This is a genomic window from Wolbachia endosymbiont of Oryzaephilus surinamensis (assembly GCF_025617515.1).
GTDB lineage: Bacteria > Pseudomonadota > Alphaproteobacteria > Rickettsiales > Anaplasmataceae > Wolbachia.
Genome location: NZ_CP092526.1, coordinates 657,678 through 681,816, shown reverse-complemented (window position 1 = coordinate 681,816; position 24,139 = coordinate 657,678). Strand labels below are relative to the sequence as shown.

General features: G+C 33.5%; 17 protein-coding genes and 4 pseudogenes. 13 read left to right on the top strand and 8 right to left on the bottom strand.

All coding sequences use genetic code 11. The features are described from left to right. Position 1: 1 nt before the first annotated feature. From MJ631_RS02945 to MJ631_RS02925, 5 genes are all read right to left on the bottom strand, one after another. Positions 2-1,678, bottom strand: a complete 1,677-nt coding sequence (locus MJ631_RS02945) for a WG repeat-containing protein (protein ID WP_263858704.1) — start codon at positions 1,676-1,678, stop codon at positions 2-4. Beyond that, positions 1,639-3,966, bottom strand: a complete 2,328-nt coding sequence (locus MJ631_RS02940; protein WP_262986643.1) for a glycosyltransferase — start codon at positions 3,964-3,966, stop codon at positions 1,639-1,641. The genes MJ631_RS02945 and MJ631_RS02940 overlap by 40 nt, the downstream gene beginning before the upstream one ends. Beyond that, positions 3,923-4,876 (bottom strand): NAD-dependent epimerase/dehydratase family protein, encoded by a 954-nt coding sequence (locus MJ631_RS02935; RefSeq protein ID WP_262986642.1) that lies wholly within the window; start codon positions 4,874-4,876, stop codon positions 3,923-3,925. Before MJ631_RS02935 ends, MJ631_RS02940 begins: the two co-directional genes overlap by 44 nt. Before the next feature lie 125 nt (positions 4,877-5,001). Then, entirely contained in the window at positions 5,002-5,751 is a 750-nt protein-coding gene (locus MJ631_RS02930; RefSeq protein WP_262986641.1) for an NTP transferase domain-containing protein, read from the bottom strand. Positions 5,752-5,872: 121 nt separating this feature from the next. Then, the gene (locus MJ631_RS02925) at positions 5,873-9,646 is read right to left on the bottom strand and encodes an ankyrin repeat domain-containing protein (RefSeq protein WP_262986640.1); all 3,774 of its coding nucleotides are present in this window, start codon (positions 9,644-9,646) and stop codon (positions 5,873-5,875) included. A gap of 429 nt (positions 9,647-10,075) precedes the next feature. On the opposite strand from MJ631_RS02925, the gene mutL reads away from it, so the two are divergent. From mutL to wmk (MJ631_RS02880), 9 genes and pseudogenes are all read left to right on the top strand, one after another. Continuing rightward, positions 10,076-11,872: a DNA mismatch repair endonuclease MutL gene (gene mutL, locus MJ631_RS02920; RefSeq protein WP_253309690.1), complete on the top strand. Its 1,797-nt coding sequence runs from the start codon at positions 10,076-10,078 to the stop codon at positions 11,870-11,872. Between the two features lie 68 nt (positions 11,873-11,940). Then, complete coding sequence (gene wmk, locus MJ631_RS02915; protein WP_262986639.1) at positions 11,941-12,879, top strand: WO male-killing family protein Wmk; 939 nt, start codon at positions 11,941-11,943, stop codon at positions 12,877-12,879. A 169-nt stretch (positions 12,880-13,048) separates the two neighbouring features. Then, positions 13,049-13,714, top strand: coding sequence for a JAB domain-containing protein (locus tag MJ631_RS02910; RefSeq protein WP_143688756.1), 666 nt, complete (start codon positions 13,049-13,051; stop codon positions 13,712-13,714). 170 nt (positions 13,715-13,884) lie between these two features. Beyond that, a pseudogene (locus tag MJ631_RS02905) lies at positions 13,885-14,598 on the top strand (hypothetical protein); the annotation flags it as partial. Between the two features lie 62 nt (positions 14,599-14,660). Then, entirely contained in the window at positions 14,661-14,792 is a 132-nt protein-coding gene (locus MJ631_RS02900; protein WP_255521118.1) for a hypothetical protein, read from the top strand. 255 nt (positions 14,793-15,047) lie between these two features. After that, the gene (locus tag MJ631_RS02895; protein WP_214303292.1) at positions 15,048-16,802 is read left to right on the top strand and encodes a reverse transcriptase domain-containing protein; all 1,755 of its coding nucleotides are present in this window, start codon (positions 15,048-15,050) and stop codon (positions 16,800-16,802) included. Positions 16,803-16,894: 92 nt separating this feature from the next. After that, positions 16,895-17,380, top strand: a pseudogene (locus tag MJ631_RS02890) (hypothetical protein); the annotation flags it as partial. 86 nt (positions 17,381-17,466) lie between these two features. Continuing rightward, complete coding sequence (gene wmk / locus MJ631_RS02885) at positions 17,467-18,375, top strand: WO male-killing family protein Wmk (RefSeq protein WP_006013992.1); 909 nt, start codon at positions 17,467-17,469, stop codon at positions 18,373-18,375. Between the two features lie 89 nt (positions 18,376-18,464). Next, entirely contained in the window at positions 18,465-19,400 is a 936-nt protein-coding gene (wmk, locus tag MJ631_RS02880; RefSeq protein WP_143688974.1) for a WO male-killing family protein Wmk, read from the top strand. A 95-nt stretch (positions 19,401-19,495) separates the two neighbouring features. Here wmk (MJ631_RS02880) and MJ631_RS02875 read toward each other — a convergent pair whose 3' ends face one another. The 3 genes and pseudogenes from MJ631_RS02875 to MJ631_RS02865 all read right to left on the bottom strand — a co-directional run. Then, the gene (locus tag MJ631_RS02875; protein WP_262986636.1) at positions 19,496-20,410 is read right to left on the bottom strand and encodes a patatin-like phospholipase family protein; all 915 of its coding nucleotides are present in this window, start codon (positions 20,408-20,410) and stop codon (positions 19,496-19,498) included. Between the two features lie 8 nt (positions 20,411-20,418). Next, the gene (locus MJ631_RS02870; RefSeq protein ID WP_262986635.1) at positions 20,419-20,640 is read right to left on the bottom strand and encodes a hypothetical protein; all 222 of its coding nucleotides are present in this window, start codon (positions 20,638-20,640) and stop codon (positions 20,419-20,421) included. 67 nt (positions 20,641-20,707) lie between these two features. Further along, a pseudogene (locus MJ631_RS02865) lies at positions 20,708-20,848 on the bottom strand (ankyrin repeat domain-containing protein); the annotation flags it as partial. Positions 20,849-20,928: 80 nt separating this feature from the next. Between MJ631_RS02865 and MJ631_RS02860 the strand changes: the two are divergent. The 4 genes and pseudogenes from MJ631_RS02860 (at position 20,929) to MJ631_RS02845 (ending at position 24,120) form a co-directional block, all read left to right on the top strand. Then, complete coding sequence (locus MJ631_RS02860) at positions 20,929-22,341, top strand: IS4-like element ISWosp2 family transposase (RefSeq protein WP_214303148.1); 1,413 nt, start codon at positions 20,929-20,931, stop codon at positions 22,339-22,341. Positions 22,342-22,343: 2 nt separating this feature from the next. After that, positions 22,344-22,715 (top strand): annotated as a pseudogene (locus MJ631_RS02855) (phage major tail tube protein); the annotation flags it as partial. An 87-nt stretch (positions 22,716-22,802) separates the two neighbouring features. Next, positions 22,803-23,750 (top strand): Rpn family recombination-promoting nuclease/putative transposase, encoded by a 948-nt coding sequence (locus MJ631_RS02850; RefSeq protein ID WP_262986632.1) that lies wholly within the window; start codon positions 22,803-22,805, stop codon positions 23,748-23,750. Positions 23,751-23,868: 118 nt separating this feature from the next. Next, positions 23,869-24,120 carry a phage tail assembly protein gene (locus MJ631_RS02845; RefSeq protein WP_262986631.1) on the top strand — a complete coding sequence of 84 codons (252 nt, stop codon included), beginning with the start codon at positions 23,869-23,871 and terminating at the stop codon, positions 24,118-24,120. Positions 24,121-24,139: the final 19 nt, after the last annotated feature.

Sequence of the window (24,139 nt, the reverse complement as noted above, 5' to 3'; positions counted from 1 at the left end):
ATTAACATCTGACATCAATAACTGATAAGTAATCTGTTAAAGGTAAAACAGCAAAAATTTTGAATCCTTTTACTTGTTTGAGTATTTTTTCCCAATCGTTTAATGTTCTTAGTTTACCTCCTGTTTCAACCATGACATTAATATCTACAGAGCCTCCAGTTGGAGAGCGGTAATCTAAAATAGTTTCTATCAATAAAATACGAGATATTCCTTTGACCAATTTTAAATAAGACAATACTTTATCATCATCATAGTGCTGTAGAAAGCGGCAAAAGACACCTAATTCATAATTTGTAACTGATAGTTCTTCCTGAGTTATAAGTTTGACTTTTAAATTTTCTACTAACTGTCTTGGTACTTTATGTTCGTTATATAGGCCTATAGAACCTTTATTGTGTATATCAGAATAAGCAAGAAATAAAGAGTGTACACCAAATAGCAATATATTCTTAGCATCATCTATATTAATTCTAGAATTAAACTCTTTAGTATCAAACCTAGAATATCCTAGTAATGCTTGGTAAAATGCTATTTTCTTATCTTCTGATGCTTCTCTTTCCTTAAAAGATTCAAATGAAGAGATAGACTTCTGTTTTAGTATATCGGCCATCTTTAACCAATTCTTTTCAGCGGCAACTCTTGCCCACATTGTTGCTGCTTTTGGCAAAAATGGTATTTCCTTAAAACACTTACCTTTTGATGATAGTTTCCATAAGTCCTCGTCTTTATCGTAATCAATAAACCCTATTTCCCACAACGCCCTTAACAGCCTTTCTAGATTTGGTACGATAATGTTTAACTTTTTAGATAAAAACGGCACAGTTGCAGGTAAAATATTTAACAAATCAAGTTCAATAGCAACGCTTGTTAGGTAAGTTTTCCAAAAGGCTGAAAGTTCTGCAGAAATCCTATGCACTTGAGATTCTTTACCTAAATCAAAAATACTAAACTTTACATTTCCGGTAATATCGATTTGTCCTAACACACCTTCAAAAGTTTCAACTTTTGCCATCCCATTATAAAATGCTTCTACCATTTTAAATCTCTGCTGGTAAACAGGATCACCATTAATATCTATATGAAACCAACCATGTTGATCTTCTGCAATAGAATACCCTTTATGAAAAACATTAAGTTTTTTATACCATTTATTATGTACTAACTTTCCATGATGATTAATATGTGTAGCTTTACCATCCTTATAGACTACAGCGATACCATCCTTAAAATCTCCAACATAATCATATTCCTCCTGATAAATCCTGTTGCCATTTAAATTAATATGAAAACATTTATCATGTCTTCTAACTACACAAATATCTTCCTGATAATTTCCAATCCATTGATACGACTGTTTGTATACTCTACATCCAGATGAATCAATATGGTAACACCCTGTATCATCTTCTACGGCCGCTCTATTAAAGTAGAATCCAAAAGTTTTTAGAAATCTATGATGATAAACTGCTTCTCCTCTCACATTGATATGATAAGCACCTGTCTGATCATAAACCGGTGCAAGACCGGGCTCATGAAATTTACCAACCTTTATAAACCTATCTTCATACAAAGGATTTCCTAGTAATTCGTGAAAACTCTCACACGGTGAAATTTTAATAGATTTAAGATTATCTTTGATTAATTGATCAAAGGTTTTCTCATGTTGCATGTTTTGCATAATTTGTAATTTAAATAATTCTTTTGTAAGCTTAGGTACTCACTACTCTGCCATATTTCCTCGAGTTTAACCTCATTAACATTACCAAAATTTCCTAATGTCTTACGGAGTTCATCTGGAGCACAGCAAGGACTAAACTTTCCTTCATTGTTTATCCATGCTTCTTTACCTAAAAATGGGCATTGACCACCTGGAGCCAAATCCTTAATACCTTCTTGAGAAAGAATTGTAAAATTTTCTAATTTTATCTTTTTACCATTTGGTAATAGCATATTATCTCTAAGCTCATATAACCTTCTCACCTCTGTATTCCATCTACTAATTGCTAACTCATCTCTTCTCATAGATAGATCCTTAATTTCCTCAAAATGTGCCCAAAGATGATGTCCTTTAACTCTATCTATGCCGTTTTTTATGGCCATCTTAACTATGTCATAGAGTTCATGTAAATTACTTTCCAAAAATGTTAATTGTAAAGTAACGGTACACCTTTCACCTGTATCGCTAAAGTATTTATCTCTAACTTCAAGGAAAGTTTTTAAATTTTCTGTCACTACTTCCCATTTTGAACCTTTCATGATTCTTTCATGAGTTTCTTTAGTTGCCCCATTCCAGGAAATCTTAACATCAGATAAAATTGGTACCAATAGTTCAGCCCATTTTCTAGCTCCTTTAATGGGAAAAGAACCATTGGTTGTGAGGTTAAGCTTAAGGCCGAACTCATGGCACAAATTGATTATTTCATCAAAGCTTTTATACATTAAAGGCTCACCCATAGTAGAAGGAATGATTTCCCTTAAAGGTGTGCCAGCTGCTTCCTTAATTACTTTTCTGATAGTTTCTATCGACAGTATCTTAGGTTTTATTCCTTTAGCTTTCTTTTCTTCTTTAACTTTGCTGTATGGTGAAAAACATTCGCACATTATACAAGCAAAATTACAGTAATCTGGATTAGTATCAAAAGTAATTCTCCAAGGACCGGGTTTAACAGCTACTGATTTGCCTTTCTTTTCAATAGCATTACGGTAAATCTTGTTAAGTTTCTCAATATGCTCACTCATAGAAGGTATATTTCCATTTTTAGTATAAGGATAGCCTTTTTGGGTAAGTTTATTGTATAACTCCTGATTTGTAGATAGGACTTGCATTTTTTCTGACAAACTACTTGCATCTCTGTGCTTAAATAATAGTCCATCTCTTACATATTCTGCCATACCACCATAATCGGCTGTTATAACTGGTATTCTAAGTTGCTGTGCTTCATGTATTACTAACGGTGAATTTTCACCCCAAATTGAAGGAACGACTATTGCATCAACTTTATTAAATACGTCAGTAACTATATTCTTATTATCATAACTTCCCATCCACTCTATTCTTTCTTTAACAACAGGTGAAAACTGATCGGCAATCGCTTTTAAAGCTTTAGTTTCTTCTCTTGCTGCTCCCCAAATTCTAAGTTTTGCTTTAGATGATAAGTGAGAAAAAGCTTTCAATAATAGATTAACACCTTTTTCGGGAGTATGAGTACCAATATAACCGAAAATAAACTCTTTTTCTTGTACTCTATTTCTATTCTTAAGACGATTGAGATCAAAACCATAATCAAGATAAGAAATTTTGTTTATCGGAACATAAAAATCCTGAGTAAATTTATCCATCAAGAATTTCGATGGGGAAATAAAGTAATCTATATAGTCTATTATTTTCCTTGTGTGCTTCATTCTAGTTGCAACCCATTGTTCCCAATAATTTAGGTCTGAATTCAGGAATTCTTCATCTCCTGTAAAATATCCCTTGTAACATTGGGTTGCACATTTTTGATCCTTTTGTCCATCACAAAGCTGTAATAAATCTTCAGAATTGCGTTGAATAAACCTTCCTCTTGGACACATTAACCAAAAGTCATGTAGCGTAAAAATTGTAGGTATATTTTCTTTAAAAGCAATTTCTGGTAAAGTAATTGATAGATGATTAAGATGACCAAAATGTATAAGATCTGGCTGAAAGTTATCTATTACTCTTTTAAATTTTATATCTACTTCTTCATTAATAAATTTATAACGATATTTAGCTATGGGTATATTAATTAAATGCAGTAAGATTCGAGAATCACTACGATCTAGGACTGTAGTGTAATAAAAATCAGGTAAAAAGCTATTTTCATACCTAGTAAATACTTGTACCTCATTGTTATTTGCTAGTTCATGAGCAAGAGTTTGGCTGTAAACCTCTGAACCAGCGCTATAATAAGGAGGGTAACCATGAATAACTTTTAATATTTTCATATATTACCATATCTATATTGTTAGGATACTCTTGTATATTGTTTTGTAGACTTTTTATAAAATTGCTTAATCCTACTTCTAATGAATGCTTTGGAGACCAACCAAGTAGCTCTTTAGCTCTAGTAAAATCACCATGGAACTTAGTTACGTCAAAATTTCTTGGAGGATAAAAATCAATTCTAGAATCACTTTTCGTGACTTTTAATATTGTTTTTGCTAAGTTTTCTAAAGTACATGGGCTATTAGTAGTAAGATGAATAGCAGGAAGAGAAGATTTTTCGCTTTGTAAATATTTAACAGTTAAGCATATACCCTCTATAACATCATCCAAATAGGTAAAATCAAAAACACATTCTTTACCTTCTATTTTAATTGGATCACCTCTTAATGCATTAATACAGAGTGCAGGAATTACTCTACTGTTATGATCTAGTAAACCACCGTATACATTTGAAAAGCGTAATATTGCTACATTAAAATCTTTTGAACTTGTTATTTGTTCCTCAATAAATGCTTTACCTTTTGCATAATTATTTATTGGATCGATACTAGCAGATTCTGTAACCGGCAGTTTCTTCTGCTCTCCATAGACTTCCCTACTACTTGCATAAATAAACCACGGTTTATTTGAAAGTGACTTACATAACCCTAAAAACTGCATTGTACCATCAACATTAATTTTTTTACACAGTTCAGGATAAAGTTCACCATGTATAACTCGAGAAATTGCAGCCAGATGAATAATTCCTGTACACTTAGCAAGTAGTGGTACTATATCTTCTGAAAAAAAACTGAGTGGATTGTTGCGAAACCTAATATCACAGCTTATTACTTCATGGCCCTGGTTTTCTAACTTTTTCACCAAGGTTGACCCTATCAAACCTGCAGCACCTGTTATTAATATCCCCATGTATACCCTCTCACTACAAATAGGAAAATTTGTCGTACCAATTATCTTACAAGTAAGAATCAAAAGGTATTATAAAACCAGTATAAAACAAATGTCAACTTAAATTAATGAATAAAAAAATGTAGTTATGAAAGAAAAGTTGGCTGCCTTCTTTCTTGAAAATAGTGTTCGGCTTTAATCAAATCCTCTTTATTATTTACTCCCATTGCTTCTCTTTCATCAGAAACTACATAACCTACACTCAAGTTATTGTTTGCTGCAATGGGCACTATATCATTAAGACAATATTCATTGGTCGAATTATTGAATTTTATTTCTTTTACTAAGGTAAAGAGATCTTTAGCATATAAAGCCATTATTCCAGAGTTTGCAAGAAGCATTTTATCTCCATTTTTTAGGATTTTTTGAACATTTCCGTAATTATCAATTACTAATCTTCCATATTGTTCATCTTGACTATTGAATCCAAGAAGAACTAAATTATTATACTTTAAACAATCAGTCATTTTCATAACTGTATCGCTAGATATAAAAGGAGTGTCTCCATACTGTATTAAAACTATGTCTTGATCAGATAACTCCTCCAGATTTTCTAGAGCAATTTTAACTGCAGTGCCAGTGCCTGTAATATCTTCTTGAATTATTAGTTTTATATTGTATTGATCGATTATACTTTTTAGAGTATCAAAGTTTTCTAAATCTTTTAGAAGGGAGTTGTTAACAACAATTGATAAGCTTTTTAGACTCAGCGATTTTGCATTAGAAATTATATGTTCTAAAAGAGTAAGATTTCCCACTTGGTGCAACGCTTTTGGATATTCAGAATTCATTCTACTGCTCTTTCCTGCTGCTAATATTATCAAAATTTTACTCATACATAACTCAGGAATTGATTAGGTAGTAAGTTAATTTATAATTAGTAAGATGTAAAGTCCACTGTAATTTTTATATATTTTCTAGATCTTGGCACCCTCATTAGAGTTTCATTTAAGAGAGCTATAACTTTAAACTCTTTACTCTATTTTCTACGCTGACATCTTGTAAACTCTGATCTGGACTTTTTAATATTTCTAATAATCTACTTGCAAGGTTTGAGTGTTTATTGATTACTGCAACCTGGACTAATGACTTGTCTTGATCATTACGAGCATTTGTTACAGCTACGCGCTCATCAGGTTTTATTGCTTTCAGCTTACTGATAATTTCAACATTACCATTTTTTGCATTCTCAAACAGCTCTTCTACTAATTTCAATAGGTTAGTAATATTTTGGTCTCGAGAAAGATCAAGTGGTGCTTTACCTTCTTTATTCTTGATGTTATAAATTGCACCATGTTTTAATAAAGATTTTACAACTTCCAAGGAGCCACCTTTAGCCGCAACATGAAGTGATGTAGTACCACCAGAAGTTGTTCTAGCATTAATAAAGTCATTTAATTTATCACGACTTACATATTGTAATAAAACTTCAACAACTTCTCTGTAACCTTTGGAAGAAGCTATATGTAATGGCGTATTGCCCTTGTTAGTAATTTGAGCAACTTCAGCTCCATTTTTTAATAAGGTACTTACAACATCTATGTTGCCGTTGTTAACAGCATGGTGTAATGGTGTTCTTCCATCGGTATCTTTGAAGTTAACAATTACCCCTCTTTTGATGCAATTCTCAACCGCTAAAGGATTGTCATTTTCTATGGCCTCAAGTAACTTTTCAGAAAAAGCAGACTGTAACCTCTGATTGATTGACTCTAAAAACCTTTTTACAGGAATGTCAATATTAAGTTCAACCATTTCTATGAACGATCTTACATCTTTCTTTAACTCACTATGCAATAACTTATAATATTTTGTACCTTGCCCTTTGGAAACGAAGCATTCAGCCTTCCCACCGTAAGCTTCATCTGTATACCCTGACGTTATGTGTTTTGGATCAAATTCTAGTGCTACTAGCATATCATTTACTGACTGTATGCTTTTATTATTTATCGAACCAGGTACACAATCTTTGTATACCTCAACTAAGCGATATGCATTTCCTAGGTAATAAGAACCTTCCTTAAGAGTTTTCCAAGGAGAAGTATTCTTTTCTGAACTATATGGTTGCGACATGCTACGCAACATAGGAAGGTAAAGCTCAGAAAAACGGATATGCACCTCTGTAGCACTTTTAAGCTTCTCAAGTTGATCCAACTCACATTCAGGGCTAAACTGTGATTGAACTTGATCTGGCTCCTTCAGCATTTTTAACAATTTAGTTGCAATATTCTTATGTTTATTGGCTATAGCAACTTGCAATAATGTATTCCCTTGATTATTACGAGCATTTGTTATAGCTAAGAACTCATCAGGTTTTACTGCTCTTAGCTTGCTGATAGATTCAACATTACCATTTTTTATATCTCTAAACAATTCTTCGATCAATTTCAGTAAGTTAGTAACTCTTTGGTCCTTAGAAAGATCAATAGGTATTTTACCTTCTTTGTTCTCAATTTTATAAATTGCACCATGTTTTAATAAAGATTTTACAACTTCCAAGGAGCCACCTTTAGCTGCAACATGAAGTGATGTAGTACCACTAGAAGTAGTTTTAGCATTAACAAAGTCATTTAATTTATCACGACTGATATGTTGTAACAGAACCTCAACAATTTCTTTGTAACATTTGGAAGTAGCAGTGTGTAATGGTGTATTACCCTTGTTAGTAACTTTAGTAGCATCAGCTCCATTTGCTAGCAAGATATTTACAACTTTTATGTGCCCATTATTAACAGCATAATGTAATGGCGTTCTTCCATCCACGTTCTTCGAATCAATGATTGCTCCATCTCTAATGGAACTCTCAATTCCTAAATAATTATTATCTTCTATAGCCTTAAATAACTTCTCAACCAATTTTAGTAATTTTATTACTTCTGGGTTTCCTCTTCTTTCCGCAAAGTGTAATGGTAAAACATATCTACCTCCTTCAGCTCTAGCATTAAAGTATGCTCCGCTCATAAGTAGAGACCTAACTATATCTAAATTACCAATTTGTGCCCCTAAGTGTAAAGGCGTAGCATTTTTATCCATTTTTGCATTAACATCCGCTCCATTTATAATAAGAGTTTTAACTACCTTAGGATGACCATATTGAGCTGCAAGATGTAGGGCTGTGCCTTTATTTTGATTTTCTTTTACATTTACATCAGCACCATGTTTCAATAGAACGGTTGCTATCTGATCATAACCTTTTTCTGCTGCAAAATGTAAAGGAGTCCAATTTGTGTGATCTAAAGCATTAATATCTGCTTCCTTTTCTAAGAGCAATTCAACCACCTCTAAATGATCATGGTCTACTGCAAAGTGTAGAGGTGTAGTACTTTTAACTGTTTTAGCATTAATGTCTGCTCCTTTATCAAGCAAAGATTTAGCAACTTCTAAATTACCATCATATGCTGCACAATGTAGAGGAGTCCAACTTCTGTTATCTAGAGCATTAATATCTGCTCCATTTTCAATCAAGAAATTCATTATTTCCAAGTGATTATGTTCTGCTGCCAAATGTAGAGCTCTTCTACCATCATCCATCTTTGCATTTATATTTGCTCCTTTTGCAATTAAGCTCTCTACTATTTTTAAAGAAAAACCATTATATGCTGCATTATGTAAAGGAGTCCAATTCTGATCATCCACGGTGTTAATGTTTGCTCCATTTTTAATTAAAAAATCACTCACCTCGAAATGACTTTGCTGAATTGCTAGATGCAAAGGTGTAAAACCTTCGTTTTTTTTAGCATTAACATTGGCTTTTTTCTCTATTAGTAGCTTCACTACTTCTAAGTGACAATTCTGAGATCCTATATGTAAAGCTGTGGAATTATCGTGGTCCTTAGCATTAACATCAATTCCCCTTACGAGAAGAAGAGACTTAACTACTCCAAAGTGATTACGTTCTGCTGCTAAATGTAGAGGTGTAAGATTCTCATAATCCTTAGCATTAACATTAGATTTTGCTTTTAGTAAAATGTCTACTAACTCTAAAAAGCCATTTTGAGACGCTAAATGTAGAGGTGTAATCTTATCATCTGTTTTTGCATTAACGTTTGCTCCCGCTTCAAGCAGAACTTTAACTATATCTAACCTACCAGTTTGTGTTCCCAGATGTAAGGGTGTAATGTTTGCATCAACTTTATGATTACCTATGCCTGAAGATCCAGCGTTAATATTAGACCCTTGTGAAATAAGAGCTTTAACTACTTCGAGGTTACCATTTTGTACTGCAGAATGCAAAGGTCTTGCTCGATCATTATTTACAGCATTAACATCTAATCCCTTTTCAATAAAAACATTTACTATATCTAGATGACCATTCTCTGCTGCTAGGTGTAAAGGTGTATTAAGTTTATCTGTTTTAGTACTAAGATCTGCTCCATTTGCAATCAAGGTGTTGACTATATCTAAATATCCTTGCTGGGATGCAAAACTTAAAGGTGTAAAGCCTAGAATGGTCTTATGGTTTACATCTGCTCCATGAGCAATAAGAAAGTTAACCATCTCTAAGCGATTTTTTGCAATTGAAAAATACAGTGGCGTAAAGCCATCGTACTTAATCTCTGAATTAATATCTAAACCTTCTCCTAATAAAGTGTTGACTAAATCCAACTGACCATTTCCTGCTGCTAAATGTAGTGGTGTAAGACTAAGATGTTTCTGAATTTCATAATTTTCATTTAAAAACTCTACAAAAAATTGCAGCTGATCCAGATTATTAGATATTCTATTAGTAAACATAAAGGCCTCGCATGAAGAATTTATGTAAAATATAGTATCTACAAGTTTTTAAGCAAGATAAATCTTCTTCTTAAAAAAGATACTGTAATCCAATCTGTATGCTTATAACTTCTTCATTTGATCATGAGTAGATCAGTTGTCTCAGCTGCAATAGAGACACCTGCCTTAAGTAGCTACGTCAATTTTCTCTGTTTTTGCCCCTTTTTTTTCTGATGAAGATGTCTTCATTCTTCTCAGTAGCCAATATTCTTTTTAAAGAATAATCGTTACGTGCACCAAGGAACTTAGAAAGAACAATAGGAAATCCACTTAAAAAGCATTAATAATTATACATAATTCTAATGATCTTCATGAAAGGGCTTAGAATAGAATTTAATAGACAATCTGATTTTAATTGATATTAAACTGATCAGACTGAGAGTTGAAAATATGGCAATAATTCTTTTAGACACAAAAACTATAAATCGTATAGCAGCGGGAGAGGTAATAGAAAGGCCAGCGAGTGTAGTAAAGGAATTAGTAGAAAATGCAATAGATGCTGGAAGTTCAGAGATAGAGATCAAAATAGAAAGTGGTGGACGTAACCTTATAACTGTGACAGATGATGGAAATGGAATAGAAAAGGACGACTTAGAACTAGCATTTATGAGGCATGCCACTTCAAAATTAAGCGATAGTGAGTTAATAGAAATCAAGCACCTTGGGTTTAGGGGAGAAGCTTTACCTTCAATTGCAGCAGTAAGCAGAATGAAATTATCGTCTAAGGCAAGTGGAGCAAAGGAAGCATGGTCTATAAGGTATGAGGGAGGAGAAAAAATAAGAGAGATTACCCCTTGTTCTTTGTTGCAAGGTACATATATTGAAGTTCGTGACTTATTTTTTGCTACACCAAATAGACTAAAGTTTCTAAAAACCGAAAGGGCAGAAACACAAAGTATTGTTGATATTGTGAATAACTTAGCGATGATTAATTATAGTATTGGGTTTACTCTCACTTCTGGTAATAAAAAGCTCTTAAAATATGTTAAGCAAACTTCGCTGTTCAACAGATTATGTGAAATAGAAGAAGAATTTCAAAGCAATTCACTGGAAGTTAAAGAGGAAGAAGAAGGCATCAAACTTAAGGGACACATCTGTAAACCTAATGTCAATCGTGGCAACTCAACTCAGATTTATACGTTTGTTAATGGAAGGCCAATAAAAGACAATCTACTTGTTGGTGCAATTAGATATGCGTATCACGATTTTATTCCAAACAATAGGTATCCTTTTGCAGTGTTGCATTTAGAAGTACCATATGACCAAGTAGATGTAAATGTGCATCCAAATAAATCGGAAGTAAGATTTCAGAATAAAAGGCTAATATATGAAATAGTGAGAAGAGGGATAATAAAAACACTATCAACGAGATTTGCAGCGGGTGATCAAGGTATTGAAGAGGAGCTAATTTTTAATGATAGTAAAAGCCAAGAGCAGGTTGATAGTCAAGAGAAAAAAGATCAAAAAGAGTTTTATGAAAAGAGACCAAGTCTTTTAGAAAATCGTCTAATGAAAGAATTCAATGCACCAGATGAAAGAAGGCAAAGCTTACCAGAAACTTTTAAGTATGGAGAATCCCCAGCCCAAAAGGGAACGATGGTTTTAGAAAGGAAGCAAATTGATTTGGTAGAGGATCATCCCCTAGGATATGCACGTTGTCAGGTCCACAATACTTACATTATTGCTGAGGCTGGAGATAGGCTGATTATAGTAGATCAACATGCAGCCTATGAGAGGTTGATATACGAGTGCTTAAAGCAAAAATCAAGCATAAAAAGACAAAAACTTCTTCCTGAAACAGTTGAAATTAAAAACCAAGCTGGAATGGGGATGGTTAAAACTTATAAAGATGAGCTTTTTGAAATGGGTTTTGATATTGAAATACAATCAGAAGATAAAGTAACGATAAAAGAAATACCTGCAATCTTGGGAACAATAGATATAAAAGAGATGCTAGTTGATATAGTAGATAAGTTAATGGAAATGGAAGATACGTTGCCAATAGAGGATAAGGTGAATAAAATATCAGCCACAATCGCTTGCCATGGAGCAGGAAGAAAAATGAAATTGGAAGAGATGAATGAGATACTAAGACAAATTGAGAAAACTCCATATCCTGGTCATGAAAGACCAACGTATATAGAAATGAAACTAAGTGATATAGAAAAATTGTTTGAAAGGAGATGAGTTCAGTTTGTCAAAAAGGTTCCCAATTAAGTATACGTAACAGCTCTTCTGGTTATGGAGTATAAAATGTGAAAAAAGAGAATAAATGCTCTAATTTTTTAGATTACAAAGTAATAGGACAGGAAGTAAGAAATCGTAGATTAGCAAAGGGATATACTCAAAAAGATTTAGCAAAAAAAATCGGAACAACATATCAGGTAATACTTCAATACGAAAAAGGAACACGCAGAATTTCAATTAAGAAGTTATATGAATTAGCAGAAGCATTATCAACAACTGCTAGAGATCTAGCTTGCGTACAAGAAGTATCAAATGAGGGAAGGTATGAGGGAGAAGAGGTATTAAATCTAGTAAGAAGACATAGAGAGATTAAGGATCAAGAATTACGTGAAACGTTTTATTTATTAACTAAATTCATCCGTATTAGTGAGGAAGAAAGTGGAAAGGCGGTAAAAATAGAAGTAGCAAAGGGTTTGGTTAAGGAAGGAGTTTCTGCTCATGTTATCTCTCGAACAACCAATTTATCTGTTGATGAATATGATAATGATGAGAAAAAAATTTCCATTCCGTATAAAGTAGGTCAAAGAGTAAAAGAATGGAGGTTGAGAAGAGGATACACTCAGGAAGATTTAGCAAGTAAAGTGGGCATAATAAATCAAAGAATATATGAATATGAACAAGGACGAGCTGCTGTTTCACTTGAAATGTTAGATGAAATAGCAAAGATGCTATTAATTAATATTACAGATCTGCTTCCAGAAACAAGAGAAAATGAGAATAGTGAAGTGGAACTATCAAGGTTAATAGAAGAATACAAAAAGATTAAAAGCCAAGAATTACGTCATGTACTCATAAAATCTCTGTTTGAAAGCATACAAGTTTGCAAAGAGAAAGTGAAGAGAGTAGAAAAGATGAAAATTGCAAAGAATTTAGTTAAGGAAGGAATTTCTATCAATATTATTTTAAAAACAGTGGGCATCTCTTTAGACGAAATTCAACAAATTTAAAATAAAAAATCAGTATCTATTAATATCTTTACTTTTTGATGAAAAAATAAGTAAAAAAGATTGAAAAATTGATTTGACTTCACTCAAAAGCTATGGCCTTATGCCAATGCTGACAAAAAACAGCAGTAAATATATAAAAACATTTTGTTATTAGTGAAGGGTAATTTTTATGAATAATAAGAAAGATCGTAGAGAAGAAATAGAATTCAGAGCATTAGAAAGCAACGGTAAAGCACTACTTGATCGTGAAGTAATAGAAACGTTTCTAAGTGCAGTGCATGACAGGGAAGAAGCTCGAATTATTGCTAGAAAGCTAATAGATAATTTTGGAATAGGAGGAGTTTTAGGCCAGGAAATAGATGACTTGAAAACTATAGAAGGGATAACTGACTCTACAGTAGCAGTAATTTTATGCCTAAAGGAAGCTGCAAAGAGAGTACCAAGAGAAGAGTTAAAGAAAGGACCTGTAATGGATAACTTGGAAACCATAGTAAAATATTTGAGGGTGAGTATTGGTTATTCAGAGGAGGAAAAGATGAAAATAATATATTTTGATCAAAAGTGCCGTTTAAAGGGGGAAGAAGTGTTCACTGGTACAGTGGATAAGGTACCTTTTTACATAAGAGAAGTAACAAGAAAGGCATTAATAAGAAAAGCGACGTCAATAATAATATCGCATAACCACCCAGAAGGAAGGTTAAAGCCATCTGATGAGGATGAAGCTGTAACTAAAGACTTGGCTAAAGCTTGTCAGACTATAGGGATTAGGTTGCTGGATCACATTATCATCACAAGTGTTGGGTATTTTAGCTTTAAAGAGCAAGGACTGTTATAAAGCAGATGTTTGAAGATTTTCATGAGTTGTTTAACTACTTGAATGAAGAAAGTATTTGCAATCACATTAATCATTGCTTATAATTAATGAGAAAGTATATATTGAATTAATAATAAAGTAATAAAGTAGGTTATAGACTTAGTAAAGTATATTTAATAGCGGAGGCTAATATGGTTAATAAAATAATTGTACCTTTTGATGATCAAGAAGGAGGTACTTACGAGTTAAACATTGATCTTGATAGATTATCAAAAGGTGAGGTGTTAAATGCTATTGTAGGAATTGGTCGTACTAAGGAGCAATCCACCTTTGTAAGCAAAATTAATAAGGCTAAAAAGCCTGAAGAAATAGCACCTTTCCCTGGTAGAGAAGTTCGCGAAAACAAAATCAACTATGGGAAAGGATTTGACTATGTTTATGGCACAAAACCTGTAAGTGATCAAGAAGATAAAAATCCATTTGCTTCAGCTTTGAAAAAAATAAAGCCAAGTGCAGAAAAGTTGAGCTGGTTTAAGAGTGCTGTGGTAAGAGCAAAAAGTCCAAATGAACTGCACAAGGTTGTAGACGAAGCACTAGCTGCTGGAGCAAGGCTAAATGCATGTAATGATGGAGAGTGGAGCCTCGCGGAATATGTGATACTGGGCACACATTTTCATAAATTTGATAAGGCTGATCGTAAAAAGCTAATACGTAAATTAATGCTAAACGGTGCAGAGTTTCATGATACTTTATTGGAGAATAAATTGATAGGTGAAATCTATAATGAGCTACAACCAGAAGTTCAGCCACAGATAGATGAGAGACTAGAAGAACTAGAGAAAGCTGGAGAAAGTGCTGTGCAAGAAGGAGAATTAATAGATGTTGAGATAGATAATACAACATCGGTGCGACCCGAAGTTGCGATTTTGTGATGGTTAGATTCCATCTTCCCTAGACATCAGGGATAATGTATGTCTCACATTTTAAAGAATGGCAACCTTTAGGATGCAAGCATGAGATAAAAGCAGGTAATGCTAAACCTTATAGCAAACTCCTGCAAACAGAGTTAGATATGGTTACAAGAGAAACTTATGATTGAATTGTCGTTATATTGAATATGCGAAATTAAGGTTGTTTTACGCATAGACCAAAATGGTATGAAGCATACGAGGAATTAAAGTTAGATGTCTTTGATTATAGATGTTCTCAGCTTCCGGTAAAAAGTAAGAACCTAAGTCTAACACGAAACAAAATCGTGAAACGGGATAACCATATAGGTGCTCTTATATTCATTTGAATGTAAGTAGGCAGCCAGCCATAAGCACTTACATTGGAGGGATTGTCCAAGAAGCTAATGCCCAAAGTAATATTTGGGATATGCAGACGTGGACACTATAATTTGGAGGGTAAAGTTGTGAATAGTAGTAAATATGTTATAGACCAACAATTTGTTAGGTATGAATGGAATACAATTCCTTGGCGTAAAGTTGAGAAATTTGTATTTAAGCTACAAAAGCGAATTTACCAAGCTGCAATATGTAATGATAAGAAGAAGGTACATAAACTTCAAAGATTATTACTCAATTCAATAAGTGCAAAACTACTTGCTGTCAGAAAAGTAACTCAAGATAACAGAGGGAAGAAAACTGCAGGTATTGATGGAAAAGCAAATCTTAATCATAAAGAAAGATTGCAATTAGCATATTCTTTAAATGTTAGAGAAAAAGCGAAACCATCAAAACGTGTTTGGATTCCAAAACCTGGAAAACCAATAGAATATCGCCCTCTTGGTATACTTACTATCTCAGATAGGGCAAAAGAAACACTTATGAAAATGGCACTAGAGCCAGAGTGGGAGGTAGGATTTGAACCGAACATGTATGGTTTTAGACCTGGTAGGTCATGTCATGATGCTATTGAAGCCATATTTAATTCACTGAATTGGAAAACAGCGTACTGTTTAGATGCTGATATTTCTGGATGTTTTGATAATATTAATCAAAATGCTCTGTTGGAAAAACTTAACACTACACCAACCTTTAGAAGAATTATAAAAGGATGGTTAAGAGCTGGAGTAATGGAAAACAGAAAATTTGAATCCACAAAACGTGGTACAATTCAAGGAGGGACGATCTCACCGTTACTTGCTTGTGTTGCATTAAATGGATTAGAACAATATATCAAAGAAACGTTATGGAGTGAACTTCTTCAATATAGGAAGATGAAATGTGGTGTTGCAAGCAGTAGAGAAGCAAAAAGCTCATTAAGTGTAATTTTCTACGCAGATGACTTTATCATCATACATGAGAGTAAGGAAATCATTCTGAAGGCAAAAATGATAGTTGAAGAATGGCTCAAAACCATTGGACTAGAATTGAAACCTTCAAAAACAAAGATTTCTCATACTCAAAATGGAGAAAAGCCAGGATTTAATTTTCTTGGTTTCTCAATAAGGCATTACTCTACGAAAAATAATAAGAGGGGTTATAAATTATTAGTCAAACCAAGTCGTGAATCCAGAAAACAGCATACACTCACTATAAAACATAAGATTAGAGGATTAAGAGGATCAACACAAGAAACAGTAATAAGACAGCTTAACCCAATTACTAGAGGGTGGAGCAAATATTATTCTTCGGTTGTGTCAAACAAGACCTTTAGGTTTATTGACAGTGTAATGTTTAGAAACATCTGGAAGTGGGCAGTCTACAGGCACCCAACCAAAGGAAAATACTGGATTAAAAATAAATACTTTAAAAAGTATAAAAACGATAATTGGCGATTTATGACAAATAACAAAGTTCTTCTTATTAAGCACGGAGATCATGCTATTAAAAGGCATGTCAAAGTGAAAGGAACCAAGTCTCCATATGATGGCGATTGGGTTTATTGGGGTAATCGTTTAAGGAAGATACCAGATAAACTACCAAGAGTAATAAAATTGTTGAAGTTACAACAAGGTAAATGTGGTCATTGTCAACTTTGGTTTAAAAATGATGATATCTTAGAAACACATCATATTGACCGAAACAGACGTAATAATATGAAAAAGAATTTATCCTTGTTACATGGACATTGTCACGATGAATTACATAGAAAGTGTGCATGACAAGCACCAAATTATAGAGGAGCCGTATGAGGCGAAAGTCTCACGTACGGTTCTGAAGTCGAGTGGGGAGAGGCGACTTTTCCCACTTAGATAACTATATAGAATTTTCTGGGGATAGCAAGGTAGAGGTAGCCAAAATACTGGAAGCAAAAAGAGAGCTAGGAAGTAATATTTTAAAAATTGGCAATGATGCAGTTGAGGTTAAAAGTGAGAAGGGAGGTATAAGAAACTATATCGATATGTCAGATGGAAGCTCTATTATATTAGAATTTCCTACAAGCATTGGTAAGCTAGATATTATATTGTACCACGATGTAAAAAAATATGATCAAGTACAAGTCAGAGTAGAAAATAAGGAAATGTGGTCTAAATTACAAGAAAGAGGCGAAGAAATAGGAAAAAATTGTCTTTTTGCTGGAGTAAAACTTAAAGAAGCAGTAGAAAAGGGAAGTTTTATGAGATGTGGCATATGGAATAGCAAGCAGCTTATGAAGGAGGTTGATAGCCCAAGTGAAAAATTGTCTTCATGGGTAGATAAAGTACGTGAAAATAGTAAAGAAACTTTTAGGGGGCTTTAATTCATTTATTTTAAGGTTCCAGAGTCTACCATTATATCTGGAGCCTTTGAGCTATAGTAGAAAATATTATATGTATGGTTCTTTGTATGGAAAAAAGTCTAGACTGTGAGGTAGGGCAAAAAGTAAAAAATTGGAGGTTAGAGAGAGGGTATACTCAGAAGGATTTAGCGGAGAAGGTTGGTGTAAAGTACTGGGCAATACTGCAATATGAAAAAGGGAGTCGTAAAATTCCAATTAAGAAATTATATGCTATAGCAGAAGCATTATCAGTAAATGTTAAAGGTCTAGTTTGTGGAGAGACGCTACCAAATGAAAAAAGATATTTTGAAGATGAAGAAATATTAAATTTAGTAAAGGGTTATAAAGATAAAGAATTAAGCGAGGTATTTTATTTATTAACCAAATTTATTCGTTTGAGTGAGGAAAGAAGCAGAAAAGCGGTAAAAATAGAAGTAGCAAGGGGTTTGATGAAAGTAGGAGTTTCTGCTCATGTTATCTCTCGAACAACTAACTTATCTATTGGTGAGTATGAGGAGAACAAAATTCCGGTTCCATACAAAGTAGGGCAAAGGATAAAAGAGTGGAGATTGATACGAGGATATACACAAAAAGATTTAGCGAATAAAGTTGGCATAACAAATCAAGGAATATACGAATATGAACAAGGGAGAGCTGCTGTCTCACTTGAAATGTTAGATGAAATAGCAAAGGTATTATCAATCAGTATCATAGATCTACTTCCCGAATCAGATGAGGATAGTGAAGCGGAAGAAAAGCTATCAAAGTTGATAGAAGAATACAAAAAGATTGAGAGTCGGGAATTACGCGATATGCTAATCAAGTCTTTATTTGAAGGTATACATGTTTATAGAGAAAAGGTCAGAGAGGAAAAGAAGATTGAAGTTGCAAGGAATTTAGTGAAAGAAGGAATTTCTGTTGATATTATCTTGCAAACGACAGGCTTATCAAATTATATGATTGAGAAATTTTTGTGATTTCATAAAAACTTAGCCAATAGTGGATTTTTTTGTGATAGAATATATGTTTGCTTCTGTAGGAAAAACAGCTTTTAGAGGATTTATCTATGATAATTCAGAGCATATTGAGCTACGAGCTGGGGAAAAAAATAGAAGGTTGTAGGATAGTACAAGGGTATACTCAGGCAAAATTAGCAAGCAAAATTGGTTTAACACATAAGGAAATACATAACTTTGAACTAGGGTGCAAGGCTATTACAATCAAAGAATCGTATATAATAGCAGGAGCATTGTCAGTTAATGTTATAGATCTACTTCCAGGACCAACAGTACTAAGAGAAAACAGTTGGTATGAAGATGAGGATAAAGAAATAGTCTATCTAACAAAAATACATAGAGAAATTAAGGATCAGGAATTACGCAAGAAGCTGTATCCATTAGTAAGGTTTGTATATATTAGCGAGAAAATTAGCCAAGAAGAAGCGAAAATAGAAGTAGCAAAGAATCTAGTGAAAGAAGGAGTTTCAGTTGATATTATTTCCCAAGTGACTCGCTTATCTACTTACGAATATGATGATATAGAGAAAGAAATTTGTACTGATTCTATACTCTACAAAGTGGGGAAAAGGATAAAAGAGCAGAGATTAATACGGGAATACACTCAGGAGGACTTGGCAAATAAAATCGGTTCAACACCTAAAGAAATACACGACTATGAACGAGGATATACAGACATTCCAATTGAAATATTATATAAGATAGCAAAGACATTATCAGTTAACATTAAAGCTCTTGGACTAACAGAATATGAAAATGAGCCAGTTTTTGGGTTTATAGGTAAATGCGAAAAAATTGAGGATCAAGAATTACTGGATACGGTAGCTAGATCTTTATCTGAAGGAATGCAAACTGGTAAAGAAAAGGTTAAAAAAGCAGAGAAAATCAAGATTGCAAAAGATCTAGTTAAGGAAGGTGTTGCTATTGATATTATTGTGCGAGCAAGTGGCCTAACTGCTGATGAGTTGGGTGAGTGTGAAAATTGAATGTGTTTAAGATATAAGTAAAGTTAGTTAATGATTTAACCAACAGAATTTGCTAACCAACTTTTTTGGCTCAGTTGAATTTTGCTTGGTATAAATTAAGATATGAAATCGCAAAGTTTATCTATTAATTTCTGGTTGTCCTCTATCATTGCATTTGCCTCTTGCTGAAGAGATTTGATATTTTTGAGTGTAATATTGTCCATCTCAGTCGATGCTACTTTCAATTGCGATTGTATTCTTATGTATTTATCATCTATTACTTGTTCTAGTTGATAATCAACGCAATCCAATCCAGAAGCAAACATCACATTCAGTAGTGGCTTGATCCACCCTATTTTGCCAAATCTCCTTGAGTTAGCATACTTTATACTTCTATTTGTTCCACCAGTACCTATTGATAGCAGTATAATCTCATCATTTGGAAATAACCTTTTACCACTTGCATATGCACAAGCCGCTGGATTATTGGCAAACACTCCGCCATCTATCAACACTCTCTCTGTTTGGCTAATTTTCAGACGTTTTGGTGTGAAGTACGTTGGAGCAGCTGTTGTAGCTCTGAGTGCATCTTTCAACTTAATGTTTTTTTCTTTCCAACTTTTGAAGAAAAATTCACAACTATTCTGAATGTCATAACTGGTGAGTAGTAGATTACTCGCAACATCGGCCATAGTACTTTCACCAAAGTATTTGTTGAGAATAAATTCCATATTTCTATATGAGTACTGAGAACCACTCAGCCAAGAAGCAATTGATTTTCTCCAAAATGATGATTGAAAGATATATGCTCCATACTCTTGGTAAAGTTCAACCAAATCATTGGCAGAGTATTGAAGTTTATTGCTTTTACAAAGTCCAGCAACAATAATCCCACCGGTTGAGGTTCCTGCCATTAAATCAAAAATCTGGGAAATTGGCTTTTTTGTCCTAGATTCAATTTCTGCTAGAATAATGGCAGGTATTATCCCTCTAATGCCACCTCCATCTACAGATAAAATGTACTTTGTCACTGTAAAATTTATTTGTGTTTGTGAATAGCTTCAAGTTCGTTGACTTCTTCAGTGAGGTTTTTCACTCTCTCTTCAAGTCGATAGACTATTTCGATTAGTTCTTGTTTTTTTTCTACAAATTTATCATGGATATGTACACGTAGGTCGAGTTTTGCCAACCACCAGATTAACCCTACAGTCTGTACAACTATTGTTATTATTACCGCTATTGGGATTTTTTGCTTTTTCATGTGAAAATATTAACTTGTTATGGATAGTTTTGGAAATTTATATGCAGATTATAGAAAACTTACAGCTTTAGTGATTACTTTTTGTTGATTCGTATCGGTCCTCTGCTTCTGCAAGTAGCTTAATGATTTCATCATAAGGTTTGTCCTTATTATGCCGTGATCTTAATACAGCAATTTTCCTTGGTGTTTTTCCATCTGTATCTCTAATCTTACTATTACCCACAAATATAAATGGACATAAAAATAAAGTATTACAACATTAAAGTTTGCAAACATTGAGGGTAAAAAATGGCAAACAGGAATAATGAATGGGCTGAAAATGAATTTGGAGATGCTGTACTTGGAGATAAAAGGTTAACTGACCGATTAGTAAATATTGCTGATAGTTTTACAAGTTTACCTGAAAGCTCAATCAATCAGGCGTGTGGAAGTTGGTCAGAAGCAAAAGCAGCATATCGTTTTTTTCAAAATGAGAACGTGAAAGAAGGCGATATTCTAGCTTCACACGTTGCTAAAACAGTTGAAAGAACAAAAGCCCATAAAAAAATTTTTGTGATCCAAGATACAAGTTATATTTCATACACAGACCATGAAAAAACAAGTGGATTGGGAGTTATTACAAGAAAACATAGTCAAGGTATTATAATGCATACAGCTCTAGCTGTTAGTATAGAAGGTTTGGTACTAGGGATACTAGATCAAAAAATTTATTCAAGACCTGAAGAATCTGAAAACATAAAAAAAAAGAACAATGACAGTATCCGCATTGAAGATAAAGAGAGTATAAAATGGTTAGAAACTTTAAGCAACACAAACAACATTATTGATTCAACTCAAACTGAGACTATAACTATATGCGATAGAGAAGCAGATATATATGAGTTTTTTGAGCTTGCATATAATCTTAATTCGGCAGTGTTAGTTAGAGCTTCCAAAGATAGGGCAGTAAATAGAAAATCTCGATATCCTGAAAAAGGTGAGCAGAAGTTATGGGAATTTATTAAATCCTCTCATTGTGCAGGTACGGTAAAAGTTGAAGTTCCTGCAAAAGATAATAAGCCAAAAAGAACAGCACATTTGGAAGTTAGATTCGGAAAGTTTATTATGCATCCATCTAAGAATAGTATTAGGCATAAGACAGAAGAATTACTTAAATTACCACACTATGCAGTTTACGTTGTTGAAAAAGACTTTCCTTCTGAAACAAATCCGCTAGAGTGGATGCTTTTAACAAATCTTCCAGTCAATACCTTTGATGAAGCTGTTGAAAAAGTTAGGTGGTATTGTCTTAGATGGAAAATAGAAATATTACATAAAATTTTAAAATCTGGTCTCAAAGTTGAAGAATGTAGGCTTGGAACAGCAGAAAGGTTGATGCGATATTTAACAGTAATGAGTATTATTGCTTGGAGAATTTTCTTTATTACAACAATTGCAAGAACTGATCCAACATTACCGTGTACTACCTTATTAGCCGAAGAAGAATGGAAAGTTCTATATGTAAAAATACATAGAAAACCATGTTCAAATGCAACTCCTACTATAAAAGAAGCTGTTTCATGGATTGCTCAACTTGGAGGACATTTGGCTAGAAAAAATGATCTAGAACCAGGCCCCATTACTATTTGGAAAGGATGGAGACGTCTCTTTGATCTAGCAGAAGGATGGCGACTTGCTCACGAACTTTATATTTGTGGGTAATAGTAAGTATTGATATGGGCATGGAGAAACTTGAAGCAGACTTTACTTTCGCTGAGTATGATTCAGAACTATTTAGACTTTTTGGCTTGATAAATGGAAATTCAGTATCTTTGACGCTAAGGGGCGGATTACAAGGCAGTGGAAGTAATGATGTTGAAGGAGTAATAATCAACCTTAGGGGCATATTCAAAGAATTTGATTTTGGTAGCTGGAAACCTGCTGAAAAAGCCACTCTAAAATGCACTGTAGCTGCTCATTATTATAAACTTACGATAGGTGGCAATGAGCTGATAGAGATCGATGCTGAAAATATGATTAGAAAGATAAATGGTGTTGATCAAATGGCCTTGCTGAAAACAGTTTTAGGGATTTAATGGAATAGACGGATTTCTTTTCACTTTTTTATTGAAAAATTACTGATAATGCTGTATAATTATTGATATTCTTTAGGTATTTTTGCTATGGCTTTATCTAAGTTTCTCGACCCTAAAAATGATATAGCATTTCGCCGTATCTTTGGTACAGAAAAGAATAAAGATATCCTCATTCACTTTCTAAATGATATTTTGAGCTTTACTGGCAAAAATGCAATACAGGATATAGAGTTCTTAAGTACTATTTTGGATCCCGAAATTGCCGCTAAAAAGCAAAGTATTGTTGATGTGCTATGTAAAGATTCAACAGGAGTACAATGGATAATTGAGATGCAGGTCGCTAAAACCAAAGGCTTTGAAAAACGTGCCCAATATTACGCTGCTAAAGCCTATTCAAGACAAGCAGATAAAGGTGATCAATACCATGACCTTAAGGAAATTATCTTTATTGCTATAGCAGATTGTATACTGTTTCCTGATAAGTCCGAGTATAAATCAAAGCACACTATTCGCGATGAAGATACTAATGAACATGATCTAAAAGATTTTTACTTTGTATTTATTGAACTGCCTAAATTTTCCAAAACTAAAGAAGATCAGCTTTCAAATATAGTTGAGAAGTGGGTGTATTTTTTTAAGTACGCTGATGAAACAAGTGAAGAAGAATTGGAAAGAATAATAGGAAGTGACGTAATAATCAAAAAAGCGTATGAAGAGCTAAACAGGTTTAACTGGTCAGAAAAAGAGTTTATAGCATATGAACAGGAGAGCAAGCGTATTCGTGATGAACAGGCTGTCCTTGCTCAAAAACTTGATGATGCTAAAGAGGAAGGAATCAAAATTGGTGAAGAGAAAGGAAAGATTGAAGGAAAGATTGAAGGAAAGATTGAAGGAAAGATTGAAGGAAAGATTGAAGGAAAGATTGAAGTTGCAAAAGCGATGTTGACTAATAATGTTGATATTAACACTATTGTCAAGTGTACAGGTCTTTCTGTCGATGAAGTTCAAGAATTAATTCAAGTTGAAGAGAAATAACCCCTACTATAACTTTTATATTAGGTTGCCTCTTCAATCAAACACAAAAACTGTAATAAAAAAAATTAGTTATGTAAAAGCTATGAAGTTTTTATTTAATTAACTTTTAGGGGAAAACATGACAACAGTAGAACTTAATAACCCAATAACAGTAGAAGGAATTTTACTCTCAGAGCTAACTCTGCGCCGTCCAAAAGTGCGAGATCGTTTAGCTGTTGAACGTATGAGTAATAACGATGCAGAGAAAGAAGTAGCACTAATTGCAAATCTTGCAAGTATTTCAAGAGAAGCAGTAGAAGAACTTGATCTTGCAGACTACAGTAAGATTCAAGAAGCGTTACAAGGTTTTTTGTCTCAGCAGAAGACTTGAGGCTGAGCATATTGTCGCT

Excerpts from the sequence above, each read along its gene's own strand:
- MJ631_RS02870 (WP_262986635.1), bottom strand. The coding sequence starts at position 20,640 with ATGAAAAAGCAAAAAATCCCAATAGCGGTAATAATAACAATAGTTGTA.
- MJ631_RS02940 (WP_262986643.1), bottom strand. The coding sequence starts at position 3,966 with ATGAAAATATTAAAAGTTATTCATGGTTACCCTCCTTATTATAGCGCT.
- MJ631_RS02845 (WP_262986631.1), top strand. The coding sequence starts at position 23,869 with ATGACAACAGTAGAACTTAATAACCCAATAACAGTAGAAGGAATTTTA.
- mutL (WP_253309690.1), top strand. The coding sequence starts at position 10,076 with ATGGCAATAATTCTTTTAGACACAAAAACTATAAATCGTATAGCAGCG.
- MJ631_RS02935 (WP_262986642.1), bottom strand. The coding sequence starts at position 4,876 with ATGGGGATATTAATAACAGGTGCTGCAGGTTTGATAGGGTCAACCTTG.
- wmk (WP_006013992.1), top strand. The coding sequence starts at position 17,467 with ATGGAAAAAAGTCTAGACTGTGAGGTAGGGCAAAAAGTAAAAAATTGG.
- MJ631_RS02850 (WP_262986632.1), top strand. The coding sequence starts at position 22,803 with ATGGCTTTATCTAAGTTTCTCGACCCTAAAAATGATATAGCATTTCGC.
- MJ631_RS02925 (WP_262986640.1), bottom strand. The coding sequence starts at position 9,646 with ATGTTTACTAATAGAATATCTAATAATCTGGATCAGCTGCAATTTTTT.
- MJ631_RS02895 (WP_214303292.1), top strand. The coding sequence starts at position 15,048 with ATGCCCAAAGTAATATTTGGGATATGCAGACGTGGACACTATAATTTG.
- MJ631_RS02930 (WP_262986641.1), bottom strand. The coding sequence starts at position 5,751 with ATGAGTAAAATTTTGATAATATTAGCAGCAGGAAAGAGCAGTAGAATG.
- MJ631_RS02900 (WP_255521118.1), top strand. The coding sequence starts at position 14,661 with ATGTATGTCTCACATTTTAAAGAATGGCAACCTTTAGGATGCAAGCAT.
- wmk (WP_143688974.1), top strand. The coding sequence starts at position 18,465 with ATGATAATTCAGAGCATATTGAGCTACGAGCTGGGGAAAAAAATAGAA.
- MJ631_RS02910 (WP_143688756.1), top strand. The coding sequence starts at position 13,049 with ATGAATAATAAGAAAGATCGTAGAGAAGAAATAGAATTCAGAGCATTA.
- MJ631_RS02860 (WP_214303148.1), top strand. The coding sequence starts at position 20,929 with ATGGCAAACAGGAATAATGAATGGGCTGAAAATGAATTTGGAGATGCT.
- MJ631_RS02945 (WP_263858704.1), bottom strand. The coding sequence starts at position 1,678 with ATGCAAAACATGCAACATGAGAAAACCTTTGATCAATTAATCAAAGAT.